We start from the raw sequence: 23,233 nt of genomic DNA, 5'->3' as shown, positions 1-23,233 counted from the left end.
AAGCTCCTCACTGCAGCTCGGGAAGTATGTCTCTCGCCTCCCGGGGGTCCATGCCCGCGGCTTCGAGCAAATCCACCATGAGCGGGCGGAAGAGCATCACCACCGTTTCGCCCTCGAGCTTTTGGACGTGGAGCATTTTGGGGTGCAGCCGGGTGGAAATGTCCGCCAAGTCCTGCCGCGCGCCGCGCAGGTGGGCGCGTCGGGCGCCGTCGTGCACTTCCGCAAGGCCCAGCGATAGTTCCTCGACGGCCGCGGAGGTGTCCAGCAGCACTTCCGAGATGCTGTCCGTGGCTTCGTCCGTCAGGGCGGCATGGTTGATGGCGCTGGTGAGCCGCCGGGCGAACACCCGGCCGTTGCGGAGGGCGAGGTCGATGGAATCCAGCGATTCCGCAAGCATGGTCAGCTCGTCGCGGTGCCGCCGATACGCGGGAGCGATCGTCGCCACCTCGCCGGACGCCTTGAGGGATTGGCGCATGCGGTCCACCAAGGGCTGGCAATTCCGCCCCCGGATGAGAGCGTGCCACGCCTGGGTCGAGTCGCTGTTGATCAATGCTTCGGCACACTCGCGGAGCACCTCCGAGAGCTCGTGCAGGAGTTTGCGTACGTCCTGGCGAGGCTCCCGGCGCGGGTCCTTGGGGACCAGCATGGTGACGAGCAGCGCGAAAACCCCGCCCACCACGGCGTCGATGCTCCGCGTGAAAGGTCCGCCGGCCGGCGCAGGAAGCAGCACCACGAGCAGTGATTGCAGGCCCAGTTGGGTGGTGAAAATGGAGCCGCTGTCCAGGAAGCGTGCTAACAGGATGGAGAAAAGAAGAACGACGGCGGCCTGCCAGATCCCCGAACCCAGCCAGTGGAGGAGCAAATCGCCGACGACGATCCCGAGGGTGCAGCCAAGCCCCACCTCCACGACCCGGCGAAGCCGTGGATCCCGCGAGAAGCCGAGCGCGATCAGTGACGAGGTAGCCGCGAAAAGCGGCCCCGAGTGCCCCAAAATGTACTCAGCGAACGCGTAGGCGCCCACGGCGCACACGGTCATCTGGACGGCCGGAACCAGCGAGTTCCGGCTGCGGACGAAGCCGGTGCGCAGCCGCGCCCGCAGGAATTTCTTGCTTGCTGAAAGTCCTTGGGGGGCGGCCATGGCTCAAGTCTATTCAGGAGATCGCATCGGCGTCGGCTCGGGCCGAGGGGGACCCGCGGGTGAGGGGTGTCACATAATCCCTTGTGGCGCGCCAAGCGCAAGGGCAACGCCGGGCATGTAAGGCAATCGTCGCCCCTTGTTAACCTTCCATTCACTTTGGAGGGCCGATCCCGTTACCTGCGGCTCCTACCGTCAATAAAGGTACAAACACGTACGCAAATCTTTTTTGCCGATTCTCCTCGGCACGCATCAGAGAATCCCTGGAAGGGGTACATCCTAGTGAAGGCAACTCGCTTCGGCCGCAACGCGGCAATCGCGGTCCTCGCAGTCGGCGCCCTTGCGCTGACAGCTTGCGGTTCGGACAACGCAACCAACACGCCGGCGGCAACTCAGACCACCGCAGGCGTCAAGGTCACCGGCACGCTGACAGGTATCGGCTCCTCGGCGCAGGGCGCCGCAATGGACGCCTGGAAGACCAACTTCGCTTCCGCCAACGCAGGCGCAACCGTGCAGTATTCCCCGGATGGTTCCGGCGCAGGACGCAAGGCCATCCTCGACGGCTCGGCCCAGTTCGCAGGGTCCGACGCCTACTTGACTGACGCCGAACTGGCCAGCTCCAAGACCAAATGCGGCCCCGATGGCGCCATCAACATCCCGGTGTACATCTCGCCGATCGCCGTCGCCTTCAACATCCCCAATGTCAAGGACCTGAAGCTCGACGCCACCACGGTTGCCAACATCTTCCGCGGCCAGATCACCAACTGGAACGATCCCGCAATCGCCGCCCTGAACGCCGGCGTCACGCTTCCGGACCTCAAGGTCACCCCGGTCAACCGCTCGGACGACTCTGGCACCACCCAGAACTTCACCGACTACATGGCCGCTGCTGCTCCCTCGGTCTGGACCGACAAGGCTGCTGGCGTTTGGCCTGCTTCCTTGAAGGGCGAGAACGCCAAGGGCACTTCCGGCGTCGTCAAGACGGTCACCGACACCCCGGGTGCCGTGACCTACGCTGACGATTCCGCAGTCTCCGGCAAGCTCGGAACCGCGCAGATCAAGGTTGGCTCGGACTTCGTCAAGATCTCCGCTGACGCTGCTGCAAAGGCTGTTGAACTCGGCAAGCCCGTTGCTGGCCGCCCCACCGGCGACCTTTCCATCAAGCTTGACCGCACCATCACGGATTCCTCGGCCTACCCGGTCGTCCTGGTTTCCTACCACGTCGTCTGCACCACCTACGACAAGAAGGAAACCGCTGACCTGGTCAAGGCATTCGAGAGCTACGTAGTCTCCGACGCCGGCCAGCAGGCTGCCGCCGGCTCCGCCAAGTCCGCCCCGCTCTCCAAGGCGCTGCAGGACAAGGCAAAGGCCGCTCTTGACTCCATCAAGGCCAAGGCCTAAGGATCACAACGGAGTAGTGGTGCCGCTGACGGCGATACCACTACCCTGAATATCAAGGTTCCCCGTCCCGCGCTGGTGAAACATCACCGGACGGGGCGGGGAACTTGGCCATTTTTGAGTGAACCTGAAGGATCGTGAAGTGACCACCAACTCCTTGACCACTTCCCAAGGTGCCGGACGCGCCGGGGACAAGGTCTTCTCCGGAGCCACTTTGGCCGCGGGATGCCTGATCCTCGCGGTTCTCTTCGGCGTCGCACTTTTCCTTGTAGTCCAGGCCATCCCTGCGCTCGTGGCTCCGCCTGCTGACATCCAGGGCGGCCAAGGCTTCTTCGCCTACATTTGGCCGATCGTGGTGGGGACCCTGATTGCCGCGGTCATCGCGCTTGTCATCGCCACCCCCGTTGCCATCGGCGTCGCGTTGTTCATCTCGCACTACGCGCCCCGCAAGCTCGCCTCGGGCCTCGGCTACGTGGTGGACCTCCTCGCTGCCATTCCCTCGGTGGTCTACGGGGCCTGGGGGGCGGCCTTCCTTGCCCCGCAGATTTCGCCCGCCTATGGCTGGCTTGCCAGCAACATGGGTTGGCTGCCGATCTTTCAGGGCCCTGCTTCGGCTACCGGCAAGACCATCCTGACCGCGAGCATTGTCCTCTCCGTCATGGTCCTCCCGATCATCACTTCCTTGTCGCGGGAAATCTTCCTGCAGACCCCCAAGCTCCATGAGGAAGCCGCTCTGGCCCTCGGTGCGACGCGTTGGGAAATGATCAAGATGGCTGTTCTGCCGTTTGGACGTCCCGGCATCGTGAGCGCCATCATGCTGGGCCTCGGCCGTGCACTTGGCGAGACGATGGCCGTTGCGCTGGTCCTCTCCTCCGGTGTCCTGACCGCGAGCCTGATCCAGTCTGGCAACCAGACCATCGCCGCGGAAATCGCTTTGAACTTCCCCGAAGCCAGCGGAATCAAGGTCAGCACTTTGATCGCTGCCGGTTTGGTATTGTTCGTCATCACCCTCGGTGTCAACATGATTGCACGCTGGATCATCACCCGGCACAAAGAATTTTCGGGAGCCAACTAATGACTGTCACAGCCCCCGTGGCGCGCAAACGCTCTGCCTTGACCAAGGGTCAGTTGCCCGCCTTCGCACCGTACGTCGTCTTGGTTGTTGCCTTGGTCCTCGGCGCAGCGATCCTTGCGCTGATCGGTTTCAATGCCTTCGGTTGGGGCGTCGTGTCCGCCATCCTCTTTGCGATCGGTCTGGTCGGCTGGAGCGCTGCCGTGGAAGGGGAACGCAAGGCAAGGGACAAGCTTGCCACGTGCCTTATTGTCGGCTCATTCCTCGTGGCCCTGCTGCCGCTGATTTCGGTGATCTGGACCGTCCTGGTCAATGGAATCCCAGGCATCATTACCCCCGGCTTCCTGACGACATCCATGAACGGCGTCACAGGATCCCTCGACAACAAGAGCGTTGATGAAGGCACGAAGGTCCTCGGCGGCGTCTACCACGCGCTCGTGGGTACCGTGCAGATCACCCTCCTGGCCACTGTCATCTCGGTGCCGGTGGGCCTGCTGACTGCAATCTACCTGGTGGAATACGGTAACGACCGGACCCTGGCCCGCGCCATTACATTCTTCGTTGACGTCATGACCGGCATCCCCTCGATCGTCGCAGGTCTTTTTGCCGCGGCTTTCTTCTTCGCCGTGGTTGGCCCGGGCACCAAGACCGGTGCGGTTGCCGCCGTCGCGCTCTCGGTCCTGATGATCCCGGTGGTGGTTCGCTCCAGCGAGGAAATGCTCAAGATCGTGCCGAACGAACTCCGTGAAGCTGCCTACGCGCTGGGCGTCCGCAAATGGCGCACCATCCTCAAAGTGGTCATCCCGACGGCGATCTCGGGCATCGCGTCCGGCGTCACCCTGGCGATTGCCCGCGTCATTGGCGAGACAGCACCGATCCTGGTCACCGCAGGTTTTGCCACCACCATCAACAACAACGTGTTCGGCGGCTGGATGGCCTCGCTGCCCACGTTCATCTACACGCAGATCCTGAACCCGACCTCACCGTCCAACCCGGACCCGTCGAGCCAGAGGGCATGGGGTGCCGCACTGGTACTGATCATCCTGGTGATGCTCCTGAACCTCGGCGCCAGGCTGATCGCCCGGATCTTCGCCCCCAAGACCGGCCGTTGAGCTACCAGGCTCTCCACGAACTTCCAACCACAGCACCGAAGGAACACCATGTCTAAGCGGATCGACGTCAAGGATCTGAATGTCTACTACGGCAGCTTCCTCGCCGTTGAAGACGTCAACATCAACATCGAAGCCAAATCGGTGACGGCGTTCATCGGCCCGTCCGGTTGTGGCAAGTCCACCTTCCTGCGGACCCTGAACCGCATGCACGAAGTGCTGCCCGGCGCCCGAGTTGAAGGCGAAGTGTTGCTCGACGGCGATAACCTCTATGGTCCCGGTGTGGATCCCGTGTCGGTCCGCGCCCAGATCGGCATGGTCTTCCAGCGGCCCAACCCGTTCCCCACCATGTCCATCCGCGACAATGTGCTGGCCGGCGTGAAGCTGAACAACAAGAGGATCAGCAAGGGGGCCGCGGACGCCCTCGTGGAGAAATCGTTGCGGGGCGCCAACCTCTGGAACGAGGTCAAGGACCGCCTCGAGAAGCCGGGTTCAGGACTCTCCGGCGGCCAGCAGCAGCGTCTCTGCATCGCCCGCGCCATCGCCGTGGAACCGCAGGTCATCCTCATGGATGAGCCTTGCTCCGCGCTGGACCCCATCTCCACTTTGGCCGTCGAGGACCTCATCAATGAGCTCAAAGACGAATACACCGTGGTCATTGTGACCCACAACATGCAGCAGGCCGCGCGTGTTTCCGACAAAACGGCGTTCTTCAACATCGCCGGCACCGGGAAGCCTGGCAAGCTCATCGAGTTCGCAGACACCACCACCATCTTCAACAATCCGTCCCAGAAGGCCACGGAAGACTACGTCTCCGGCCGCTTCGGATAGTCCCCACCGGCTCCCAACCTTCGCAAGCTCAGGCCGGGGCCCTCGCCGCTGTGGGCCCAAGCTCGACGGCGGCAGCCACCTTCCGGGTGAACGCCGGCGTCGGGCTTTTGCGTGCTTGGCGGGTTTCCCTGAACTCAGCGGGATAGGGGAGAAAGTGCCAATCCCAAGACAAAGGCGGCTGCGGCGGTGACGATGGGCGTCGCCACCCAGAACCCCAGGATCCGCAGCACCATGCGCCGGTTGGTGACGGAAAAGTTCTGGTTGGTTCCGGCGCCGAGCACCGCCGACGTCACGGTGTGAGTGGTGGAAAGCGGCAAGTGCAGGCCGATGGCGCCGACGAAAAGCATCAACGAGGTGAGGCTTTGGGCGATGAATCCCCGCAACGGATCCACCCTGGTCAGTTTGTAACCGAGGGTGTAGGAGATGCGCCAGCCGCCGCAAAGCGTCCCCGCCGTGAGCATGACAGCTGTCAGAAGAACGACCCAGGCTGGGAGGGCGTCAGGCTCTGACACCCCGGCGGCCACAGCCCCGAGTACTAACACTGCGACGGTTCGCTGCCCGTCCTGCAAGCCGTGGCCGAATGCAACCGCGGCGGCCGAGACGGATTGGGCATGACGGAAACGGCCGTGCACCACATCAGGCTGGGTGTATCGCGCCGCCCACGTGACAGGCCACACGAGAAGATAGGCGCCAAGGAAGGCTACGACGGGGGACAAAAGCAGGGGCAAGATCACCTGCACCAGCAAAATATTGTCCTCCCCGTTGACGGGGCTGCCTCCCATGACGGCGCTTGCAACTCCGGCGCCCACCAAGCCCCCCACCAGGGCATGGGTCGACGAGAGGGGTATCCCACGCCACCAAGCGTAGATTCCCCAAAGGATGGCGCTGCACAGCCCTGAGATGAGCACAATCAGCCCAGTTGTCCCTGAGGGTAGACGCACCCACGACTGGCTGAAGATCATCGCAAAACCGCCGCTGAGCAGCACGCCGCCAAAGTTGAAAACGGCCGCCAAGATGACGGCAACAGATGGAGTGAGGGCGCGTGTCCGCACGGAGAGCGCGACGGCGGTGGAGACGTCGCGGAAGCCGTTCAGGAATGCGAAGCCAGCCGCCAGTACCACCACAAGGGCGAAGAACGCGACCGCCACCTCATGCTTCCTTGACGATGATGCTGCCCACCTGAGTGGCGACGCGGCGCATGTCCTTGGTGACGTCCACCAGTTGGTTGGCGACATCGCGGTTCCTTGTGAACTGGGCCGACTTCATGTCGCGGAGCATCTCGGCCACCCATATACGATGGCTGCGTTCGGCCCGTTTGGCCAGGCGGAGGACCTCAATCCAATAGTCCTCGAGCTCATCGAGATCGTCCAGCTGGCGCATGGCATCAACCGTGAGTTCCGCTTGGCGACTGATGATCTCCAATTGGTCCGCCGCGCGTTTGGGCACCCGGTCCAGCTTGTAGAGTGCCACGAGCTCACCCGCGCCATCCAGCTTTTCCATCGCCTCGTTGAGGAAACGGGAAAGGGCGTACATGTCCTCGCGGGGGAGCGGGTTCACGAAACTGGTGCGCATGTGAGTCAGTAAGGCGAAATGCAGGTCCGTGGACTTCGCCTCGTGTTCGTGCAACTCCTCCACCAGCCGTTCGTGTTCCGCTACGGGGGCTCCGAAGATCTCCGAAAGCGTCCCTGTCGCCTCAAGAATCTGGCGGGCCATTTGCGACAACAACTGCAACCCGGCGGGTTCTTGGGGGAAGAGACGCAGCTTCATTTGGCTTCCGGTAGGCGGGAGGGACGGGAATGGGGTGGCGTCTTCGCCGATGGGCATAAAAATGGTGCCGAACCGGATACGCCTCTCGGCGGTAGGCCGCTCGAAGCGGCTATAAGTTGAAGCCCGGGGGTTTCGCGGTTCGACACCAGTTTCAGTTTTCTACGTCGGCCGAACTAAGTCAACATTGACAGCTGGCGGCCGGGGTGTTCTGCCCGCCCCTCCCCTCTATATTTCATGTCAGTCCAGCTCACCGAGGCGCCATGCATTGGCCGCGTGCTCAAGGTCTTCTGCCGTCTTCACGAGCTGATGCGAGTTCCGGGTCAGTTTGCTTGCATGTCCTTCGTTGGAATGCTCTGCGCTGTCTGCGAGGGTGGCCTGGCCGAGTGCGACGACGCGGCAAAACGCGGCTGAGCGTTCCAGCGCAACGTCGAAATCGCCGTCGAACGCTCCCGAAAGGATGGCGTCCGCCATCTGCTTCATTTCGTCGGCTCCCGGCGGCTCGGCGGCCCCCGCCACCACGTGGGAAACCTGGGCGGTGTCCCGGCCGGCCTTGAAGTACACAGAGATGCGCTCGGAATTCTGTATGGTTGCCGCACGCAGCGCGTAGAGGCGCCACAACGCGCCGGGCAGGGACCGCGCCGGGCTCTCGGCCCACATTTCGGCAATGGCGTCCAGACCTTGCTCGTCCGCGAGCTTCACGAGGCGCCTGGTGATCTTGGGGTCGTCGCTATCGCGGCCCCGCCGGACGAGGGCCTGGGCGGCAAGATGCGCGGCTTCGGACACGCGCGCGGGGTCCGCTCCACCGGCGAACGGTTCGAAGTCAATCGGCGCAAAGGGTTTCGGCTTGTGGTGCCTATTTGCTCCGCCGTATACAGGAGGTCCCGATTGTTCGCTCATGCCCCAACGCTACTCCTGTGCTTTCGCTCGTGCACTCTTGACCGCAGCCTGTCGCACCCTCCCCATGTTTGAATCCGCCGGCGCCCCGGCACGCCGTGGCAGCCGCGCGTCGTCGTCGGCGATTGGTTCAAAAGGGGGGAGAACGCCGCGGGGCGGGCCGTGTCAAAACGCCCCTAAGCGTGAGGTACAGTATTTATGGCTGTTTCTACAGCCCGCAGGGGCCTTTAGCTCAGTTGGTAGAGCATCGGACTTTTAATCCGTGGGTCGTGGGTTCGATCCCCACAGGGCCCACCTAAAACCCCCGGAACCACTCGGTTCCGGGGGTTTACTCGTCCCACAAGGCGGGATGGCGGCCTAGCGGTCCGGCTTGCTGCGACCAGTGCACGGGGACGCCGTGGATTCGCCCGGGGAGGGGCACCCGTCGCGCCGGCCCCCAGTCGGTGGTGGTTGCCTCAAGCGCGATGCCTTCGGTTGAGGGCGCCGGTAGGTGGTCGCTTGGCGGGGTCAGCGAGTACAGCAGATTGGCCGTGCCGATGAGTGAGGCCTGGATGCGGGCGGCTGTCGAGTGGGTGAGCCGTCGCGTGAGGGCGCGGGCGACGGACGCGGCCAACAGCCAGCCAGTCGCGTGGTCAAGAGCTTGAACGGGTAACGGGAACGGCTCCTCCTGTCCTGTTGCCGTGGCGCCGTCGCTGGCGATTCCACAGCTCATCTGGACCAAGCTGTCGAAGCCACGGCGATTGCGCCAGGGGCCGTCCCATCCATAAGCGTCGAGGGCGGCGATGATCAGGCCGGGGTTCATGGCGGTCAGGGCTTCGTTGTCGTAGCCCAAGCGTTTCAGGGCATCGGCTCGAAGTCCCGACACGAGCACATCGGCACCCGCGAGCAGTTCCTCGAACGTCGCGCGATCGGCGGGGGCGGTGAGATCCAAGGAGGCGGTGCGTTTGCCGAGCGTCGTCTCAGGCAACAGCGACGGCACTTCGTCGAAGCCCTGCGGATCGATCCGCAACACGTCCGCACCGTAGCCTGCCAGGAACTTGGTGCACACCGGTCCAGCGATCACCCGCGTCAGGTCCAGCACGCGCACTCCGTCGAATGGCCGTCCCCCGCTGGGGTTTGGTGCGCTGCTGCCGGATGACTGGCGCTCGACGACGTTCAGTGGAGGCGCGTCTGCGGTCGCCGCCCCCGGAACCGAGGCAAGCCACTGGCCACGGTGGTGCATGACGGCGGCGCATCCGCCCGCCTCCACGATGGCCGTCTCCAACTCCTCGGCACGCAGTTCGGCCACTGCGGCCTGGACTGTTTCGCGGTCATGGGCGCCCAGGACCTGCTCGACGGCGGCGCGGTGCCCGGCGTAGTTGGTGTGCAGCCTGATCCAAGCGTCCGCCGCACGATAGTTTCCGGCGATGGGGTCCCACAGCGGTGGCCGGGTCCAGCCGATCGGGGTGAACAATCTCTCTGACGCGAACGCGGCGCACGACTCCACGCTGTCTACCGTCACAGCGGGTGGCCTCGAGTCCTGGCGAGCGGCGAGGAGCTGCGCTGCGGCCACCGTTGCGATGGCAACCGCTCCCGTAGCAAGTCCGGTCACGTCGAAAGCCGCCGGCAGGACGGTCCGTGGCCCGGCGGTCGTCAGCTGAGTGGCTGGCCAATCCGCGCTGTCGTCAGCGCCGATTGCATGCCACATACGGGAGATCACTTCAGCGAAACTGTCGTCCACATCCACCATTCTCGACCGGCCTGCGCAGGCGATCAACGGTAGTTGGTCTCGCCTTCCTGCCCAAGTACGGCTTCAACTGCGAGACTGTTCTTCATGCAGGCCCTTTTGGATGGACTTTCCAACACCAGCCCGTTCCTGATCGGGTGCATCGTTTTCGCACTGGTCTTTGCCGAGGATGCTATCTTTGTAGGCTTTGTGATCCCCGGTGAAACGGCAGCCGTGGTGGGCGGGGTGATTGCGAGCCGTGGGCTTTTCCCGTTGTGGGCCATGATCGCCATTGTGGTGACCGCAGCGATTACCGGCGACACCGTGGGTTACGAGATAGGCAAGCACTTTGGTCCCAGGGTGATGGCCTTGAAGATCCTGGACAAACGACGCGCCCAGCTACAGAAGGCGGAGGACTTCCTCAAAGACAAGGGTGGCTTTGCCGTGTTCCTTGGCCGCTTCACTGCATTCTTCCGCGCCGTCATGCCCGCCCTCGCCGGGCTCAGCCGCATGCCGTACCGGCGCTTCGCGTTCTGGAACTTCAGCGGCGGCATCATCTGGGGGTCCTTGTTCGTGACTCTGGGCTTCGTGGCTGGGAACTCGTACGAGGAAGTGGCCCGCGCGGTCGGCCGGGGTGCCGCGGCAGTGGTGGCTCTTGTTGCGGTGGCGATCCTCGTCGTTTGGCAGCTCAGGAAGCACAGGGCCAAGAAGGCCTGACGCTACGGCAGGCGGAAATCTGGCTGAAACCTGCTCGGCCTAGGCTGGTCACAATTCGTTCGGGAGGGGCGGTGAAAGGTCGATCTGGATATGTCTGATGTTTGGCGTTATAACCGTAGTAGCTGCCCCGACGTCCTCGGCTTATCTGAGCCTCGAGTGATCTGATGTCCGCTTCTGCAGCGCACAACGTTAAGGAGAACCGATGCATCTTTTGCCCCGTGAGCAGGAAAAGCTCATGATCGTGGTCGCTGCCGACCTCGCGCGCCGTCGGCAGTCCCGCGGACTCAAACTCAACTTTCCCGAAGCGGTGGCGATCATCAGCTACGAACTGATTGAGGGTGCCCGCGATGGAAGAACCGTCGCTGAACTCATGAGCTACGGCACCACGCTGCTTCGCCGCGAGGATGTCATGGAAGGCGTGCCGGAGATGATCCATGACGTCCAGATAGAGGCCACTTTCCCTGACGGCACCAAGCTCGTCACGGTCCACGACCCGATCCGCTAGGAGGCCACCATGATTCCCGGTGAGTACCGGCTCCAAGCAGAGCCCGTTGAGTGCAACAGCGGACGCGAGGCAATCGCCGTCGACGTCGTCAACCGTGGCGACCGCCCCGTCCAGGTGGGTTCGCACTACCACTTTGCCGAGGCGAACGCGGCCCTCGAATTTGATCGCGAAGCCGCCCACGGCCGCCGCCTGGACATCCCGGCAGGCACGGCAGCGCGCTTCGAGCCTGGGGACTCCAGGACCGTCAAGCTCGTCGCGCTTGCGGGCAGCCGCGAGGTCTACGGTTTGCGGAACGCCGTCAACGGATCGCTTGATGCGGGGGCCGGAGAGAACGACGGCGGCGCTCCCGCTGCCACCGAAGGCCCCGGAGCCAGCAAGAAAGGGACAGTCGAGTGAGCTTTGAAATTTCGCGCAAACAGTACGCCGACCTTTACGGCCCGACGACGGGTGATTCCATCCGCTTGGCGGACACCGAACTTTTCCTCGAGATCGAGAAGGACTACACGGTGTACGGCGAAGAAGTCATGTTCGGCGGTGGCAAAGTGGTCCGGGACGGCATGGGGCAGAACGGCCAAGTGACCCGCGACGGCCGCTTGCCTGAATCAAGCGCAGCACCGGACCAGACGCTCGACGTCCCGGACACCGTGATCTCCAACGTGGTGGTCCTCGACTACACCGGGATCTACAAAGCCGATGTGGCGCTCAAGGACGGGCATATCTTCAAGATCGGAAAGGCCGGGAACCCGCAGATTGCCGACGGTGTGGACATTGTGATCGGCGCGAGTACGGAGATGATCGCAGGCGAGGGCAAGATCCTTACCGCAGGCGGCGTCGACTCCCACATCCACTACATTTCCCCGGACCAGGTGCCCACGGCCTTGTGCAGCGGCATCACCACCATGGTGGGCGGCGGTACAGGTCCCGCAGAGGGCACCAAGGCCACCACCATCACGCCCGGCAAATGGCACATATCGCGGATGCTGCAGGCCGTGGAAGGGCTCCCGATCAATATCGGGCTCCTTGGCAAGGGGCACGCGTCCGCCATCGAGCCGCTGGCCGAACAGATCCGAGCAGGAGCGGTAGGCCTCAAAGTCCACGAGGACTGGGGCGCCACCACATCGTCCATCGACATGTCCCTGCGCGTCGCCGATGAATACGACGTGCAAGTGGCAATCCATACGGACACCCTCAATGAGTGCGGATTCGTGGAGGACACCATCAAGGCAATCGACGGCCGGGTGATCCACACCTTCCACACCGAAGGTGCCGGCGGTGGACATGCTCCGGACATCATCAAGATTGCCGGATTGCCGAACGTGCTCCCGGCATCCACGAATCCCACCCTCCCGTACACGCGCAACACCATCGAAGAGCATCTGGACATGCTCATGGTGTGCCACCACCTCAACCCGGACATCCCGGAAGACGTGGCTTTCGCCGATTCCCGCATCCGGGCCGAAACCATCGCCGCCGAAGACGTGCTCCAGGATCTTGGCATCTTCTCCATGACATCCTCGGATTCCCAAGCCATGGGCCGCGTGGGCGAAGTCATCATCCGCACCTGGCAGGTGGCCGACGCCATGAAACGGCAGCGGGGCGTGCTCAAGGACCCCCGGAGGGACAGCACAGGGGCGAGCCACGGCGCCGCGAACGGCTTGGGCGAGGACAGCGACAATTTCAGGATCAAGCGCTACATCTCCAAATACACCATCAACCCGGCGATCGCGCAGGGGATGGCAGACTCCATCGGCTCGGTGGAAGTGGGCAAATTCGCCGATCTCGTCCTCTGGAATCCGGCCTTCTTCGGCGTCAAGCCGGAACTGGTCCTCAAAGGCGGGCAGATTGCCTACGCACTCATGGGTGATTCCAACGGCTCCATCCCCACCCCGCAGCCACGCACCATGCGTCCGATGTTCGCCACGTACGGCAAGGCGTTGCAGCGATCCTCCATCACCTTCCTGTCCAAAGCGGCCATCGACGCCGGCGTCCCGGAGGAACTCGGACTCGAACGCGTCATTCGGCCGGTGTCCGGCATCCGGAACCTGAGCAAGACGGACCTCAAGTTCAACGGCGAGACGCCCGATATCGCCGTCGACCCCGAAACCTACAAGGTGACGGTCGACGGCGAAGACGTCACCTGCGAGCCCTCCGACGTGCTTCCCATGGCCCAGCGCTACTTCCTTTTCTAGGCACGGTGAAGCGAGAAAATGATCATCGAAAAGATCCTGGGCAATCTGCACGAATTGCCGGACCCCGAGCGGTACGCCGGCCTTCACAAGGAGAAGGTGGTCCTGCCCAGCGCTCAACTGGTCAAACGGATCCAACGCGTCACCACGGACCACGGCAAGGAGCTCGGCATCCGCCTCCCGGCCGGATCAGGAGACCTGCGCGACGGCGACATCCTCGCCGTCGGGGATGCGAACCTGATCGTGGTGTCTGTCCTGCCGAGCGACGTCCTGGTGATTGCCGCCCGGAGCATCTACGAAATGGGAATCGTGGCGCATTCGCTGGGCAACCGGCACCTGCAGGCCCAGTTCTTCGACGCCTCGTCCGAGTACGGGGCCGAAGTCATGGTGTGCCAATACGACCACACTGTGGAGGACTACCTCAAACACGTCGGCGTGCCGTACGAGCGCCAAGAACGCGTCATGCCGGTGCCTTTCCGCCATGCTGAACACACGCACTAGCCCCGCCTCGTATCAGCTCGCGTTGCAGCAGCTGACTGACTCCGCGTTGCCTACCGGGGCGTTTGCGCATTCTCTCGGATTTGAGACGTACATCGATCGTGGGCTCGTATCCAATGAAGGAAGTTTCGGGGTTTGGCTGGCTGCGTTCATTTCGCAGCAGTTGACGTATTCCGATGGCTTGGCCATTCGGTTCCTCTACGAGGGGGCAGACGTGGCCGGGCTGGATGCTCATGTGAGCGCGCAGCTCCTCCCTCGGCAGGTGCGGGAGGCCAGTACCAAGATGGGCGGCCGGCTGATCGAGATCGGGACCGAAGTCTTTCCCTCGCCGGAGCTGGAGGCATACCGGACTCTGGTGACCACAGGCCAGGCTGCCGGCCATCAGCCGCTGGCGTTCGCCGTCGTCGCGCGCTCGCTGGGCGTGCCGTTCGAAGAAGCGCTCGGCGCGTACCTTTTCGCGGCGGTCACCTCCTTGACCCAGAACGCCGTGCGCGCCATCCCGCTCGGCCAGAACTCCGGGCAGCGGCTGCTACGCAGAGCGCACGACGGCGTCGCTGCCGCCGTCGAACAGGTCCGGCACCTCAGCTGGGACGACTTCGGGTCCGTCAGCCCCGGGCTGGAAATTTCGCAGATGCGGCACGAATGGCAACGTGCACGCATGTTCATGAGCTAGAACCACAGGAGGACACATGTCTGAACCCATCAAGATCGGCATCGGCGGCCCGGTCGGCGCCGGAAAAACGCAGCTCGTGGAACGCCTGACCCGCCACATGAGCCGGGAAATCTCCATGGCAGCCATCACCAACGACATCTACACGATCGAAGACGCCAAAATCCTGGCGGCCAACGGCATCCTGCCCGAGGACCGCATCATCGGCGTCGAAACCGGCGGCTGCCCGCACACCGCCATCCGCGAAGACACCTCCATGAACACGGCGGCGATCCAGGAGCTCAAGAGACGCCATCCGGACCTCCAGGTGATCTTCGTCGAATCCGGGGGCGACAACCTCTCCGCCACGTTCAGCCCCGAACTCGTGGATTTCTCGATCTACATCATCGATGTCGCGCAGGGCGAGAAGATCCCCCGCAAGGCCGGCCAAGGCATGATCAAATCGGACCTCTTCATCATCAACAAAACAGACCTCGCCCCCTTCGTCGGTGCAGACCTCTCGGTCATGGAGCGGGACTCCAAGGAATTCCGCGGCGACAAGCCCTTCTGTTTCACCAACCTCAAGACTGACGAAGGGCTCGACAAGGTCATCGAATGGATGCGGCACGACGTCCTGATGCTCGACCTGGCATCATGAGTTCACCCGCGAACGCTCTCATCTCACCTGGGCCTGTGCGCGCGTCCGCTGATCGGCCCGAGATGGGTCGCCTTGCGCTCGTCGTAGGGAAACGTGCTGGTCGCTCCGTGGCCGTGCAGCAGTTTCACCGGGGTGCCTTGCGGGTTTTGAGGCCGCATTACCTGGACGGGTCCGGGCAGCTTTGTTATGTCATGGTCAATCCGGGTGGGGCGTATCTGGGGGCGGATCTCTATGTTGTTGATGTGGAGGTCGAGGCCGGGGCTTCGCTGCTTTTGACGACGCAGTCGGCCACGAAGATTTATCGGACTCCGGGGTCGTTTGCTGAGCAGCGGATGACTATCCGTCTGAGGCCGGGCGCGCAGTTGGAGTTGGCGCCCGACCAGCTCATCGCCTACCGGGACGCAAGCTATCGGCAGAACACGCACATCACCATGCACCCGACGTCGAGCCTCATCATGGCCGAAGTCATCACCCCCGGATGGTCGCCGGACGGCGCTTCCTTCAAATACCGGGAACTCCGGCTCCGGAACGAAATCCAGGTGGAGTCCGACGGCGGCGCGGCGCTGCTTGCTCTGGACAACCTCCTCATACGGCCGCCGTTGGGCGATGTAACAGGCATGGGCTTCATGGAGGGCTACAGCCACGTGGGCTCACTCATAGTGGTGGATCCGCGCGTTGACCAGGCGCTCGCCGATGAACTGCACGGGCTCACGGCAGGGTATGACGCGTATTCGGGAGTGTCGATGACGCAAACCCTTGCGGGCACCACGGGCTTGGTCCTACGATCCCTCTCGAACAGCACAGAGGAACTCAACCGGCTGCTCGGTACTTGCACCGGCCTTCTGCGTCAACGCTGGTACGGCCGGGCGCCGCTGAACCTCAGGAAGTACTGATGACATCACTCGCCGAATTCGCCGCAATGTACCGCCAACGCGAGCATCTCCCGATGAAGTCACGGCTCGCGTTCATGTTCGGTTCCGTTGTCCTGCTGCACCTTGCCACCGTTGTACTCCTGCTGGTGGGTGGAGCCGGCGGCGGGCAGCCGCTCGCGCTGGGACTTGTGCTGACGGCCTATGTTGCCGGCATCAAGCACAGCTACGACTGGGACCACCTCGCGGCGATCGACAATTCCACCCGAAAGTTCGTGGCACAGCGCAAAGATCCCGTAAGCGTCGGTTTTGCTTTCAGCCTGGGCCACAGTTCCGTGGTGATCCTCGCCGGTGTGATGCTGGTGGGCGGCGCCACCTTGGTGGGCCAGCTCATGGAGGAGCGTACCACCGGCCACCTGGTGCTGGGATTGATCGGTAGTGGCGTCTCAGGGATCTTCCTCCTGGTGATGGGCATCTTCAACGGGTCTGCGTTCCTTCGTACGGTGCAGTTGTACCGCGCCGTCCGGGCCGGCGGGGAGATCGCCGTCGAGGATCTCGAAACCAAGGGGCTCGTCGCGCGGCTGTTGGCCAAGCCATTGTCCAAGGTCCAGCGTCCAAGGAACATCTACGTGATCGGATTCTTGTTCGGGCTCGGCTTCGATACGGCCACCACCATTGGGCTGCTGGTGCTCACGACGGCGGCGTCCCTCGCCGGTGTGCCTGTGCTTGCCCTCTTGGCTTTGCCGTTGGCCTTCACCGCCGCTATGACCATGTGCGATTCCATCAACGGCGTGGCCATGATGCGCATGTACAAGTCCGCCATCCATGATCCCCAACGCAAGCTTGGATTCAATGCCGTCATTACCGGTATTTCGGCTTTTTCGGCGCTCTTCATCTCGGTCATCACGCTGGGCGGCTTCCTCAATTCGGCTTTCGGCCTGAGCGATCCTGTCACCACATGGCTGGGCGAAATAGACCTCGGCGACGCCGGGCTGGTGCTCATTGCGCTGTTCGCGGTCGTCTGGGTGCTCGCGGCCCTGCGGGCCCGTGCGGCGCGGCGCCGCTAGTTCGTGGGGCGGCCCCAGTTCGTGCGGCGGCCCTGATGACGCTCGCTCACCTATCCCGGGAAAATTGACGACGCTCGCTCAGTTTTGAAGCCATTTCGGTGAACCCTCCCGCAGTTGCGTCGCCAGTATTCGACGGCGGGCGTCGGCATTTGCTGCGGAAGTCGCCGCCGGGCCTTAAGCAGTTGGCGGCGACGGCGGCTATTGCGTGGGCTGGAGCCACTCCAGTAGGCGATCCAATGGCCACGTCGTAACGATCCGATCGGCGGGTATGCCGTTGGCTTCGGCCCGCTCGGCGCCGTACTGGAGGAAGTCGAGCTGGCCGGGGGCGTGCGCGTCACTGTCGATGGTGAAAAGGCAGCCGGCGTTGAGGGCAATCCGAATCAATTCGTCCGGCGGGTCTTGGCGTTCCGGCCTCGAATTAATTTCGACGGCCACAGAGTGCTCCGCGCAGGACGCGAAGACCTTTTCCGCGTCGAACTCTGATGGAGGCCTGGTTCCGCGTGATCCTTTGACCAAGCGGCCGGTGCAGTGTCCGAGGACGTTCGTATGCGGGTTTTCGATGGCGGTGAGCATCCGCCGTGTCATGGATCGCTTGTCGGATCTCAGCTTCGAGTGGACGCTGGCCAGCACCACATCCAACTGGCTCAACAATTCCTCGGATTGGTCCAGCTCGCCGTCTTCCAGAATGTCCACTTCGATTCCGGCCAATAGGCGGAATCCGTGTTCCTGCCCGTAGCCGTCGTTAATCGCATCCACAACCATGAGTTGCTCCGTCAAACGCTCCGGGCTGAGCCCGTTGGCTATGGTGAGGCTAGGAGAGTGATCGGTCAAAGCAAGATATTCCCGGCCAAGAATATGAGCTGCGGTGGCCATGACCTCGATCGCGGAGCCACCATCGGACCAGTTGCTGTGGCTGTGAAGATCGCCCCGGAGCGCGGCATGCAGCTCGTACCCGCCATCCGCCAAGGGCTCGGCCCCACGACGGCGGAGCTCTTCGAGGTAGTCCGGGACGGCTCCGCCGAGGGCTTGGCTGATCACCTCGAACGTGCGGTTGCCAATTCCCTTGGTTCTTTTGAGGCGGCCGTCCTTCACGCGGATGGACAGCTCCTCGTGGCTCAGGCCGGCGATGACGCCCGCAGCCCGGCGAAACGCCTGGACTTTGAAGGTGTCCGCGAGTTCCCGTTCCAGCCAGAAAGCGGTTTCGTTGAGCGCGTCTACGGCGTCCATAGCTCAATCATGCACCAGCCGGGGATCCGAGCCCCGTCGCTCGGGTCCCCAGGAGGGCATCAAAATCGGTCAATACAAATGACCTTTATCCACAGGTGAATTTTTGGAATTGTCATATCCGTGGTAAATCCACCTACGGTGGTCGTGTCCCGTAGCTCCGAGCGAAGGAAACCATGACCGACAATCACAAAATACGCGCTCCAACCCCATCCGATTCCAGAACTTCGTCCGTCCAGACCGGCTTGACAGCCAAATGGAAGGACCTTGCGGCTCTGCCGTTCCTGAGCGGATTGAAAGCCGACGTTCCAGCGTCGCTCATCGTGTTCCTCGTCGCTTTGCCCTTGTCCTTAGGCATTGCCGCGGCCTCTGGCGCCCCAGTCATGGCGGGGCTTATTGCCGCGGCGGTTGGTGGAATCGTCGCAGGCACCCTCGGCGGCTCGCCCCTCCAAGTGAGCGGTCCCGCCGCCGGATTGACCATGGTGGTCGCGGGACTGGTCGAAGAGTTCGGCTGGCCGGCGACCTGCGCCATCACGGCGGCAGCCGGCGTTGTCCAACTGCTTCTGGGATTCGGCAAGGTTGGCCGGGCCGCCCTCGCAGTGTCGCCCGTGGTGGTTCGGGCGCTGCTCGCCGGGATTGGCATCACGATCGTCCTGCAGCAAATCCAGGTGCTTTTGGGGTCAAAGCCCGCCGAGTCAGCGCTTGCCAATATCGCCGCCCTACCCGCAGCGATCACCAATGTCGAACTGCACTCGGCGCTGCTCGGACTGACTGTTGTGGGTATCCTCCTGGCGTGGAGGCACCTGCCGCGCCCGTTCCGGAGAGTCCCCGGGCCCTTGGTGGCCGTGGTCGCCGGTACGGCCATTTCCTTGGCAATGGCACCCGGTGTCGAGCGGATCAGTTTCAGCGGTTCAATTTTTGATGCCGTGGCGTTGCCAAGCCTACCGGACGGCAACTGGCGTGCCGCGGCCCTGGCGGTCATCTCCGTGGCCTTGATCGCGAGCATCGAATCGCTCCTCTCCGCAGTGGCCGTGGACAAGATGCAGTCCGGACCGCGCACCAACCTCAACCGGGAACTTGTAGGCCAGGGATCGGCGAACATGGTGTCAGGAATATTGGGCGGCCTACCCATCACGGGCGTGATCGTCCGTAGTGCCACCAACGTGGAAGCGGGAGCGTCCACACGCAAGTCGGCAATCCTCCACGGTGTATGGGTGCTGGTGTTCTCAGCTCTCTTCGCTGGACTGATCCAGCTGATCCCCTTGACGGTATTGGCCGGGCTGCTGATCGTCATCGGCGCCCGCCTCATCAAGGTGGCCGACATCAAAACCAGCCGCCGGACCGGCGATCTGCTCGTCTACGTAGTGACGCTCGTGTGCGTAGTCTTCTTAAACCTTCTCGAAGGGGTGATCATCGGACTGGCGCTTGCCTCGCTCTGTCTCCTATTCAGGGTGCTTCGGGCGTCCATCGACGCCGATCTGCTGCAGGAAGGGGCTCGGGCGACGTGGCGGGTGGCGATCGGCGGCTCGTGCAGCTTCTTTGCACTTCCGCGCTTGAACCGCGTTCTGCATTCCGTCCCTGCCGGTGCGGACGTCCTGGTGGAATTGAACGCCGACTACATCGACCACGCCTTCCACGAGGCACTGGTTGCTTGGCAGGCACAATACTCGGCGGCTGGTGGAGCGGTGCAGGTTGAGGAGCACGGCAGCACGGCTTTCCGCGACGCACCGCTTCGCTCACCCCAACGGCAGGAGGCCCTGGAGTTCCCGCTTCCACCGAGGGCGGGGCGGACTCCGGCTCCCGGGCCCGACGGCGTTGAGCCGCTTCCGCTGAGATCGATCCTCTTGGGAATCGACAAGTACCACCGGCGGCACTCGCACAAGGTCCGGCCGTTGGTGCAAGGCCTCGCCGATGCCCAGAATCCAGACACCCTTTTCGTGGCCTGCGTGGATTCGCGCGTCAATCCGAACCTGATCACGAGCAGCGGTCCCGGGGACCTGTTGACTCTGCGGAACATCGGAAACGTGGTGGGCGAGGACGGGAGGGATTGCTCGATCGAATCGACGCTAGCGTTCGCGGTGAACGGGCTATCGGTGGACACGATCGTGGTCTGCGGCCACTCGAACTGTGGCGCGATGAAAGCGGTGATTGCCGACGCCGAGGGGCAAGGTCCCCGCCCAGGTTCCATCGGAAGGTCCTTCGACGCATGGCTCGACCACGTCAGGCCCAGCTACCGCGAGTTGTTGGCCGGTCATCCCGTGGCGAAGGCCGCCGAGGCTGCGGGCTATAACCGCGTGGACCAGCTCGGCCTGGTCAATGTCGCTGTCCAGCTGGGAAGGCTCGCCGGGCATCCGCTCACGGGCCCGGGGCTGGCAGATGGTTCCCTTCAGGCAAGAGGGCTCTTTTTCGATATATCCACTGCCCGGGTAGTCCTTGTGACCGCCGACGGCATAGAACCGCTGGACCCGACGGTTGCCGTAGTTTGCACCGTCGATCGGGAAGGGGCCGCAAGAACATAAGTGCGCGGTCCTGGCCGCAGTCATGATGCGCGGGACGGCGTTCAAGCAGATCTGGGCGTCGTCCCTGCGCGGGTCACCGTTGCCCTGCAATAATCGGAACCAGTTGCCTCGCTCGATTTGCACGCGGGGCGGTATGCACGTTCGGACGAATCACATCGCAGACGAGGCGGACATGACCAACACTCCCATCCAGCAGAACACCGTGGCCCAGCAAACAACGGGGAACCCGGACGCAGCCATTGACGAGGAGCTGCTTCACCGGCTCGCGGACGTTCACGGCGTCGGGACGTCCTTTCACGGCTGGGATGGCTTGCAACACGATGTTTCGCCCGCAACGCTGATCCAAATACTGGGCTCCTTGGGAGTCACTGCGGATTCCAACGAGCACATCGAGGCGGCTCTCGTGGAGGCAGAAGTGGCGCCGTGGCGTCGGATGCTGCCGCCCGCCGTCGTCGTCCAAGAAGGAACCACGGCGCACGTGCACGTGCACGTCCGGGACGGCTTGCCGGCCCGCCTGACGATTTCACTCGAGGATGGAACGGAGCTCGCGGCCGTTCAACTGGAAGACTGGGCGCCCCCGCGTAACGTGGATGGAGTGTCCACAGGCCGTGCCACTTTTGAGGTGCCGGCCGGATTGCCGCTCGGTTGGCATTCGCTGACGGCCGAGTCCGACGGCGTGACCGCCACTGCCGCGCTGGCCGTGGTCCCGGCCAAGCTCCAAACGGCGGCGCAGCTCGAGGAGCGGCACGGCTGGGGACTCGCCACGCAGCTGTACTCGGTACGCTCCAAGCGCTCGTGGGGAATCGGGGACTTCGCGGATCTGGCCGATTTGGCGTCGTTGGCTGGTGCTCGCGGAGCCGACTATGTGCTGGTGAACCCCTTGCATGCCGCCGATCCTGTGCCTCCGGTTCAAGCGTCGCCGTATTCTCCGTCCACCAGGCGGTTCTTCAACCCCATCTATATTCGCATTGAAGAAATTCCTGAATTGGCATACGTCAAGCCCCGAAAGCGCGCCACGGTAGACCGCTTGATGCATGATGTCCATGCCTTTAACAAGGACGCTGAACGGCTGGACCGGGATCAGATTTTCGCCGCCAAGCTTGCTGCCCTGGAACTTCTTCACACGGTCCGGCTTTCACCGGCCCGGCAGCAGGCTTTCGAGGAATTCTGCCGTGAATCCGGCCCAGGTCTTGATGATTTTGCGCTGTGGTGCGCTATCCGCGAGGACCGGCCTTCTGAGGATCCCTTCTGGGCGGACCCTACGGCGACGCTCGGCTCGCCACAGGTTGAATCCATGCGCCACTCGCTGGCCGATCGGATTGCTTTCCACCGTTGGCTTCAATGGATCTGCGATGAACAGCTCGAGTCGGCCCAAGCTGCGGCGAAGCGTTCCGGCATGCGACTGGGAGTGGTGCACGACCTCGCCGTCGGGGCAGACCTCAGCAGCGCCGACGCGTGGATGCTGCGCGACACCTTCGCCCCTGGTGTCAGCGTGGGTGCGCCACCGGACATGTACAACCAGCTCGGCCAGAACTGGAACCAGCCGCCGTGGCACCCGGTTCGTTTAGCCGAAGCGGGCTATGCCCCTCTCCGCGCGATGCTCGCCACTGTCCTCCGCCATGCTGGCGGGATCCGCGTGGACCACATCCTGGGGCTATTCCGCCTCTGGTGGGTCCCCGCCGGCAACTCCGCGCGCGACGGCGCCTACGTCCGTTACGACCACGAGGCCCTCATCGGCATCCTCGCCTTGGAGGCGCACCGCGCGGGCGCGGTGGTGATCGGCGAAGACCTGGGCGTCTTCGAACCCTGGGTGCGGGACTACCTTGCGGCCCGCGGCATTTTGGGTACGTCGATCCTTTGGTTCGAGTACGACGGCGACTCGCCCCTGCCGCCGGAACGCTACCGGACGCAGGCCCTCGCCAGCGTCAACACCCACGACCTCCCGCCGACTGCTGGTTATCTCGCCGGCGATCACGTTGAACTCCGGGGCCAGCTGGGCTTGCTCGAACGAAGCGTGGCCGAAGAACGCACAGAGCATGAGACCGCCTTGGAGAAGATAATGGGGCTCCTGCGGGAACGGGGCCTGTTGCCCACGGGATTTGGCGACGGCGGTGACAGTGCCGACGGCGCCGACAGCGCTGCGGTGCTTGGCGAGGAACAGGTCATCGAGGCGTTGCACCGTCTGCTGGCACAGGCGCCGTCGGTCCTGCTGGGCGTTGCGCTGGTGGATGCCGTGGGGGAACGCAGGGTGCAGAATCAGCCCGGAACGACGTCGGAGGTCTACCCCAACTGGCAAGTACCGCTTGCCGACGAGCACGGCCGCGCGGTACTCATTGATGACCTTGATGCCAACCCGCGGTTCAACTCCCTGCTTGCTGCCGTGGACGAGGCCGTGCAGGGTTAGGCACCGCATCGAGGCGTGAGATCTCG

General features: G+C 63.5%; 21 protein-coding genes and 1 tRNA gene. 16 read left to right on the top strand and 6 right to left on the bottom strand.

Annotated elements, in window-relative coordinates:
- Positions 1-7: 7 nt before the first annotated feature.
- On the bottom strand, positions 8-1,138 hold the full coding sequence (locus tag ABD884_RS22455) for an FUSC family protein (RefSeq protein ID WP_028268028.1): 1,131 nt from the start codon (positions 1,136-1,138) through the stop codon (positions 8-10).
- Positions 1,139-1,417: 279 nt separating this feature from the next.
- Here ABD884_RS22455 and pstS point away from each other — a divergent pair, with 279 nt between their 5' ends.
- The 4 genes from pstS to pstB all read left to right on the top strand — a co-directional run bounded on the left by pstS (position 1,418) and on the right by pstB (position 5,545).
- Positions 1,418-2,536 (top strand): phosphate ABC transporter substrate-binding protein PstS, encoded by a 1,119-nt coding sequence (pstS, locus tag ABD884_RS22450; protein WP_345052180.1) that lies wholly within the window; start codon positions 1,418-1,420, stop codon positions 2,534-2,536.
- A gap of 139 nt (positions 2,537-2,675) precedes the next feature.
- Positions 2,676-3,608 (top strand): phosphate ABC transporter permease subunit PstC, encoded by a 933-nt coding sequence (gene pstC / locus ABD884_RS22445; RefSeq protein ID WP_345052177.1) that lies wholly within the window; start codon positions 2,676-2,678, stop codon positions 3,606-3,608.
- A complete protein-coding gene (pstA, locus tag ABD884_RS22440) occupies positions 3,608-4,717 on the top strand; it encodes a phosphate ABC transporter permease PstA (protein WP_345052174.1) in 1,110 nt (369 codons plus the stop codon). The genes pstC and pstA overlap by 1 nt, the downstream gene beginning before the upstream one ends.
- A 48-nt stretch (positions 4,718-4,765) precedes the next feature.
- Entirely contained in the window at positions 4,766-5,545 is a 780-nt protein-coding gene (gene pstB / locus ABD884_RS22435; RefSeq protein WP_028268032.1) for a phosphate ABC transporter ATP-binding protein PstB, read from the top strand.
- Between the two features lie 134 nt (positions 5,546-5,679).
- Here pstB and ABD884_RS22430 read toward each other — a convergent pair whose 3' ends face one another.
- From ABD884_RS22430 to ABD884_RS22420, 3 genes are all read right to left on the bottom strand, one after another.
- Complete coding sequence (locus ABD884_RS22430) at positions 5,680-6,693, bottom strand: inorganic phosphate transporter (protein ID WP_345055206.1); 1,014 nt, start codon at positions 6,691-6,693, stop codon at positions 5,680-5,682.
- 1 nt (position 6,694) lies between these two features.
- Positions 6,695-7,312 (bottom strand): DUF47 domain-containing protein, encoded by a 618-nt coding sequence (locus tag ABD884_RS22425; protein ID WP_028268034.1) that lies wholly within the window; start codon positions 7,310-7,312, stop codon positions 6,695-6,697.
- Positions 7,313-7,549: 237 nt separating this feature from the next.
- Positions 7,550-8,209 carry a hypothetical protein gene (locus ABD884_RS22420; protein ID WP_028268035.1) on the bottom strand — a complete coding sequence of 220 codons (660 nt, stop codon included), beginning with the start codon at positions 8,207-8,209 and terminating at the stop codon, positions 7,550-7,552.
- A 218-nt stretch (positions 8,210-8,427) separates the two neighbouring features.
- Here ABD884_RS22420 and ABD884_RS22415 point away from each other — a divergent pair.
- Positions 8,428-8,500 (top strand) — tRNA-Lys (locus ABD884_RS22415).
- A 34-nt stretch (positions 8,501-8,534) separates the two neighbouring features.
- Here ABD884_RS22415 and ABD884_RS22410 read toward each other — a convergent pair.
- Positions 8,535-9,926, bottom strand: coding sequence for a CoA transferase (locus ABD884_RS22410; RefSeq protein ID WP_345052160.1), 1,392 nt, complete (start codon positions 9,924-9,926; stop codon positions 8,535-8,537).
- Between the two features lie 93 nt (positions 9,927-10,019).
- Here ABD884_RS22410 and ABD884_RS22405 point away from each other — a divergent pair, with 93 nt between their 5' ends.
- The 9 genes from ABD884_RS22405 to ABD884_RS22365 all read left to right on the top strand — a co-directional run bounded on the left by ABD884_RS22405 (position 10,020) and on the right by ABD884_RS22365 (position 17,060).
- Positions 10,020-10,628, top strand: coding sequence for a DedA family protein (locus tag ABD884_RS22405; protein WP_345052157.1), 609 nt, complete (start codon positions 10,020-10,022; stop codon positions 10,626-10,628).
- A 202-nt stretch (positions 10,629-10,830) separates the two neighbouring features.
- On the top strand, positions 10,831-11,133 hold the full coding sequence (locus ABD884_RS22400) for an urease subunit gamma (protein ID WP_028268038.1): 303 nt from the start codon (positions 10,831-10,833) through the stop codon (positions 11,131-11,133).
- 9 nt (positions 11,134-11,142) lie between these two features.
- Complete coding sequence (locus ABD884_RS22395) at positions 11,143-11,529, top strand: urease subunit beta (RefSeq protein ID WP_345052151.1); 387 nt, start codon at positions 11,143-11,145, stop codon at positions 11,527-11,529.
- Positions 11,526-13,322 carry an urease subunit alpha gene (ureC, locus tag ABD884_RS22390; RefSeq protein WP_345052147.1) on the top strand — a complete coding sequence of 599 codons (1,797 nt, stop codon included), beginning with the start codon at positions 11,526-11,528 and terminating at the stop codon, positions 13,320-13,322. Before ABD884_RS22395 ends, ureC begins: the two co-directional genes overlap by 4 nt.
- A gap of 18 nt (positions 13,323-13,340) precedes the next feature.
- Entirely contained in the window at positions 13,341-13,820 is a 480-nt protein-coding gene (ureE, locus tag ABD884_RS22385; protein WP_345052144.1) for an urease accessory protein UreE, read from the top strand.
- Positions 13,801-14,490, top strand: a complete 690-nt coding sequence (locus tag ABD884_RS22380; RefSeq protein WP_345052140.1) for an urease accessory protein UreF — start codon at positions 13,801-13,803, stop codon at positions 14,488-14,490. Before ureE ends, ABD884_RS22380 begins: the two co-directional genes overlap by 20 nt.
- Before the next feature lie 16 nt (positions 14,491-14,506).
- Positions 14,507-15,124, top strand: a complete 618-nt coding sequence (gene ureG / locus ABD884_RS22375) for an urease accessory protein UreG (RefSeq protein WP_345052137.1) — start codon at positions 14,507-14,509, stop codon at positions 15,122-15,124.
- Positions 15,121-16,017, top strand: a complete 897-nt coding sequence (locus tag ABD884_RS22370; RefSeq protein WP_345052133.1) for an urease accessory protein UreD — start codon at positions 15,121-15,123, stop codon at positions 16,015-16,017. Before ureG ends, ABD884_RS22370 begins: the two co-directional genes overlap by 4 nt.
- Positions 16,017-17,060, top strand: a complete 1,044-nt coding sequence (locus ABD884_RS22365) for a HoxN/HupN/NixA family nickel/cobalt transporter (protein ID WP_345052129.1) — start codon at positions 16,017-16,019, stop codon at positions 17,058-17,060. The genes ABD884_RS22370 and ABD884_RS22365 overlap by 1 nt, the downstream gene beginning before the upstream one ends.
- A gap of 198 nt (positions 17,061-17,258) precedes the next feature.
- Here the strand turns inward: ABD884_RS22365 and ABD884_RS22360 are convergent, their stop codons facing one another.
- Positions 17,259-18,287 carry a PHP domain-containing protein gene (locus tag ABD884_RS22360; protein WP_345052125.1) on the bottom strand — a complete coding sequence of 343 codons (1,029 nt, stop codon included), beginning with the start codon at positions 18,285-18,287 and terminating at the stop codon, positions 17,259-17,261.
- 173 nt (positions 18,288-18,460) lie between these two features.
- Between ABD884_RS22360 and ABD884_RS22355 the strand changes: the two genes are divergently transcribed.
- Both ABD884_RS22355 and malQ read left to right on the top strand, forming a co-directional pair.
- A complete protein-coding gene (locus tag ABD884_RS22355; RefSeq protein ID WP_345052121.1) occupies positions 18,461-20,803 on the top strand; it encodes a SulP family inorganic anion transporter in 2,343 nt (780 codons plus the stop codon).
- A gap of 172 nt (positions 20,804-20,975) precedes the next feature.
- Entirely contained in the window at positions 20,976-23,207 is a 2,232-nt protein-coding gene (malQ, locus tag ABD884_RS22350) for a 4-alpha-glucanotransferase (protein WP_345052118.1), read from the top strand.
- Positions 23,208-23,233 lie beyond the last annotated feature (26 nt).

The sequence above is a fragment of the Arthrobacter methylotrophus genome, from assembly GCF_039539965.1.
In the GTDB taxonomy this organism is placed as follows: Bacteria; Actinomycetota; Actinomycetes; order Actinomycetales; family Micrococcaceae; genus Arthrobacter; species Arthrobacter methylotrophus.
Note: the sequence above shows the minus strand (reverse complement) of the source record. Positions and strands in the feature narration are given on the sequence as shown.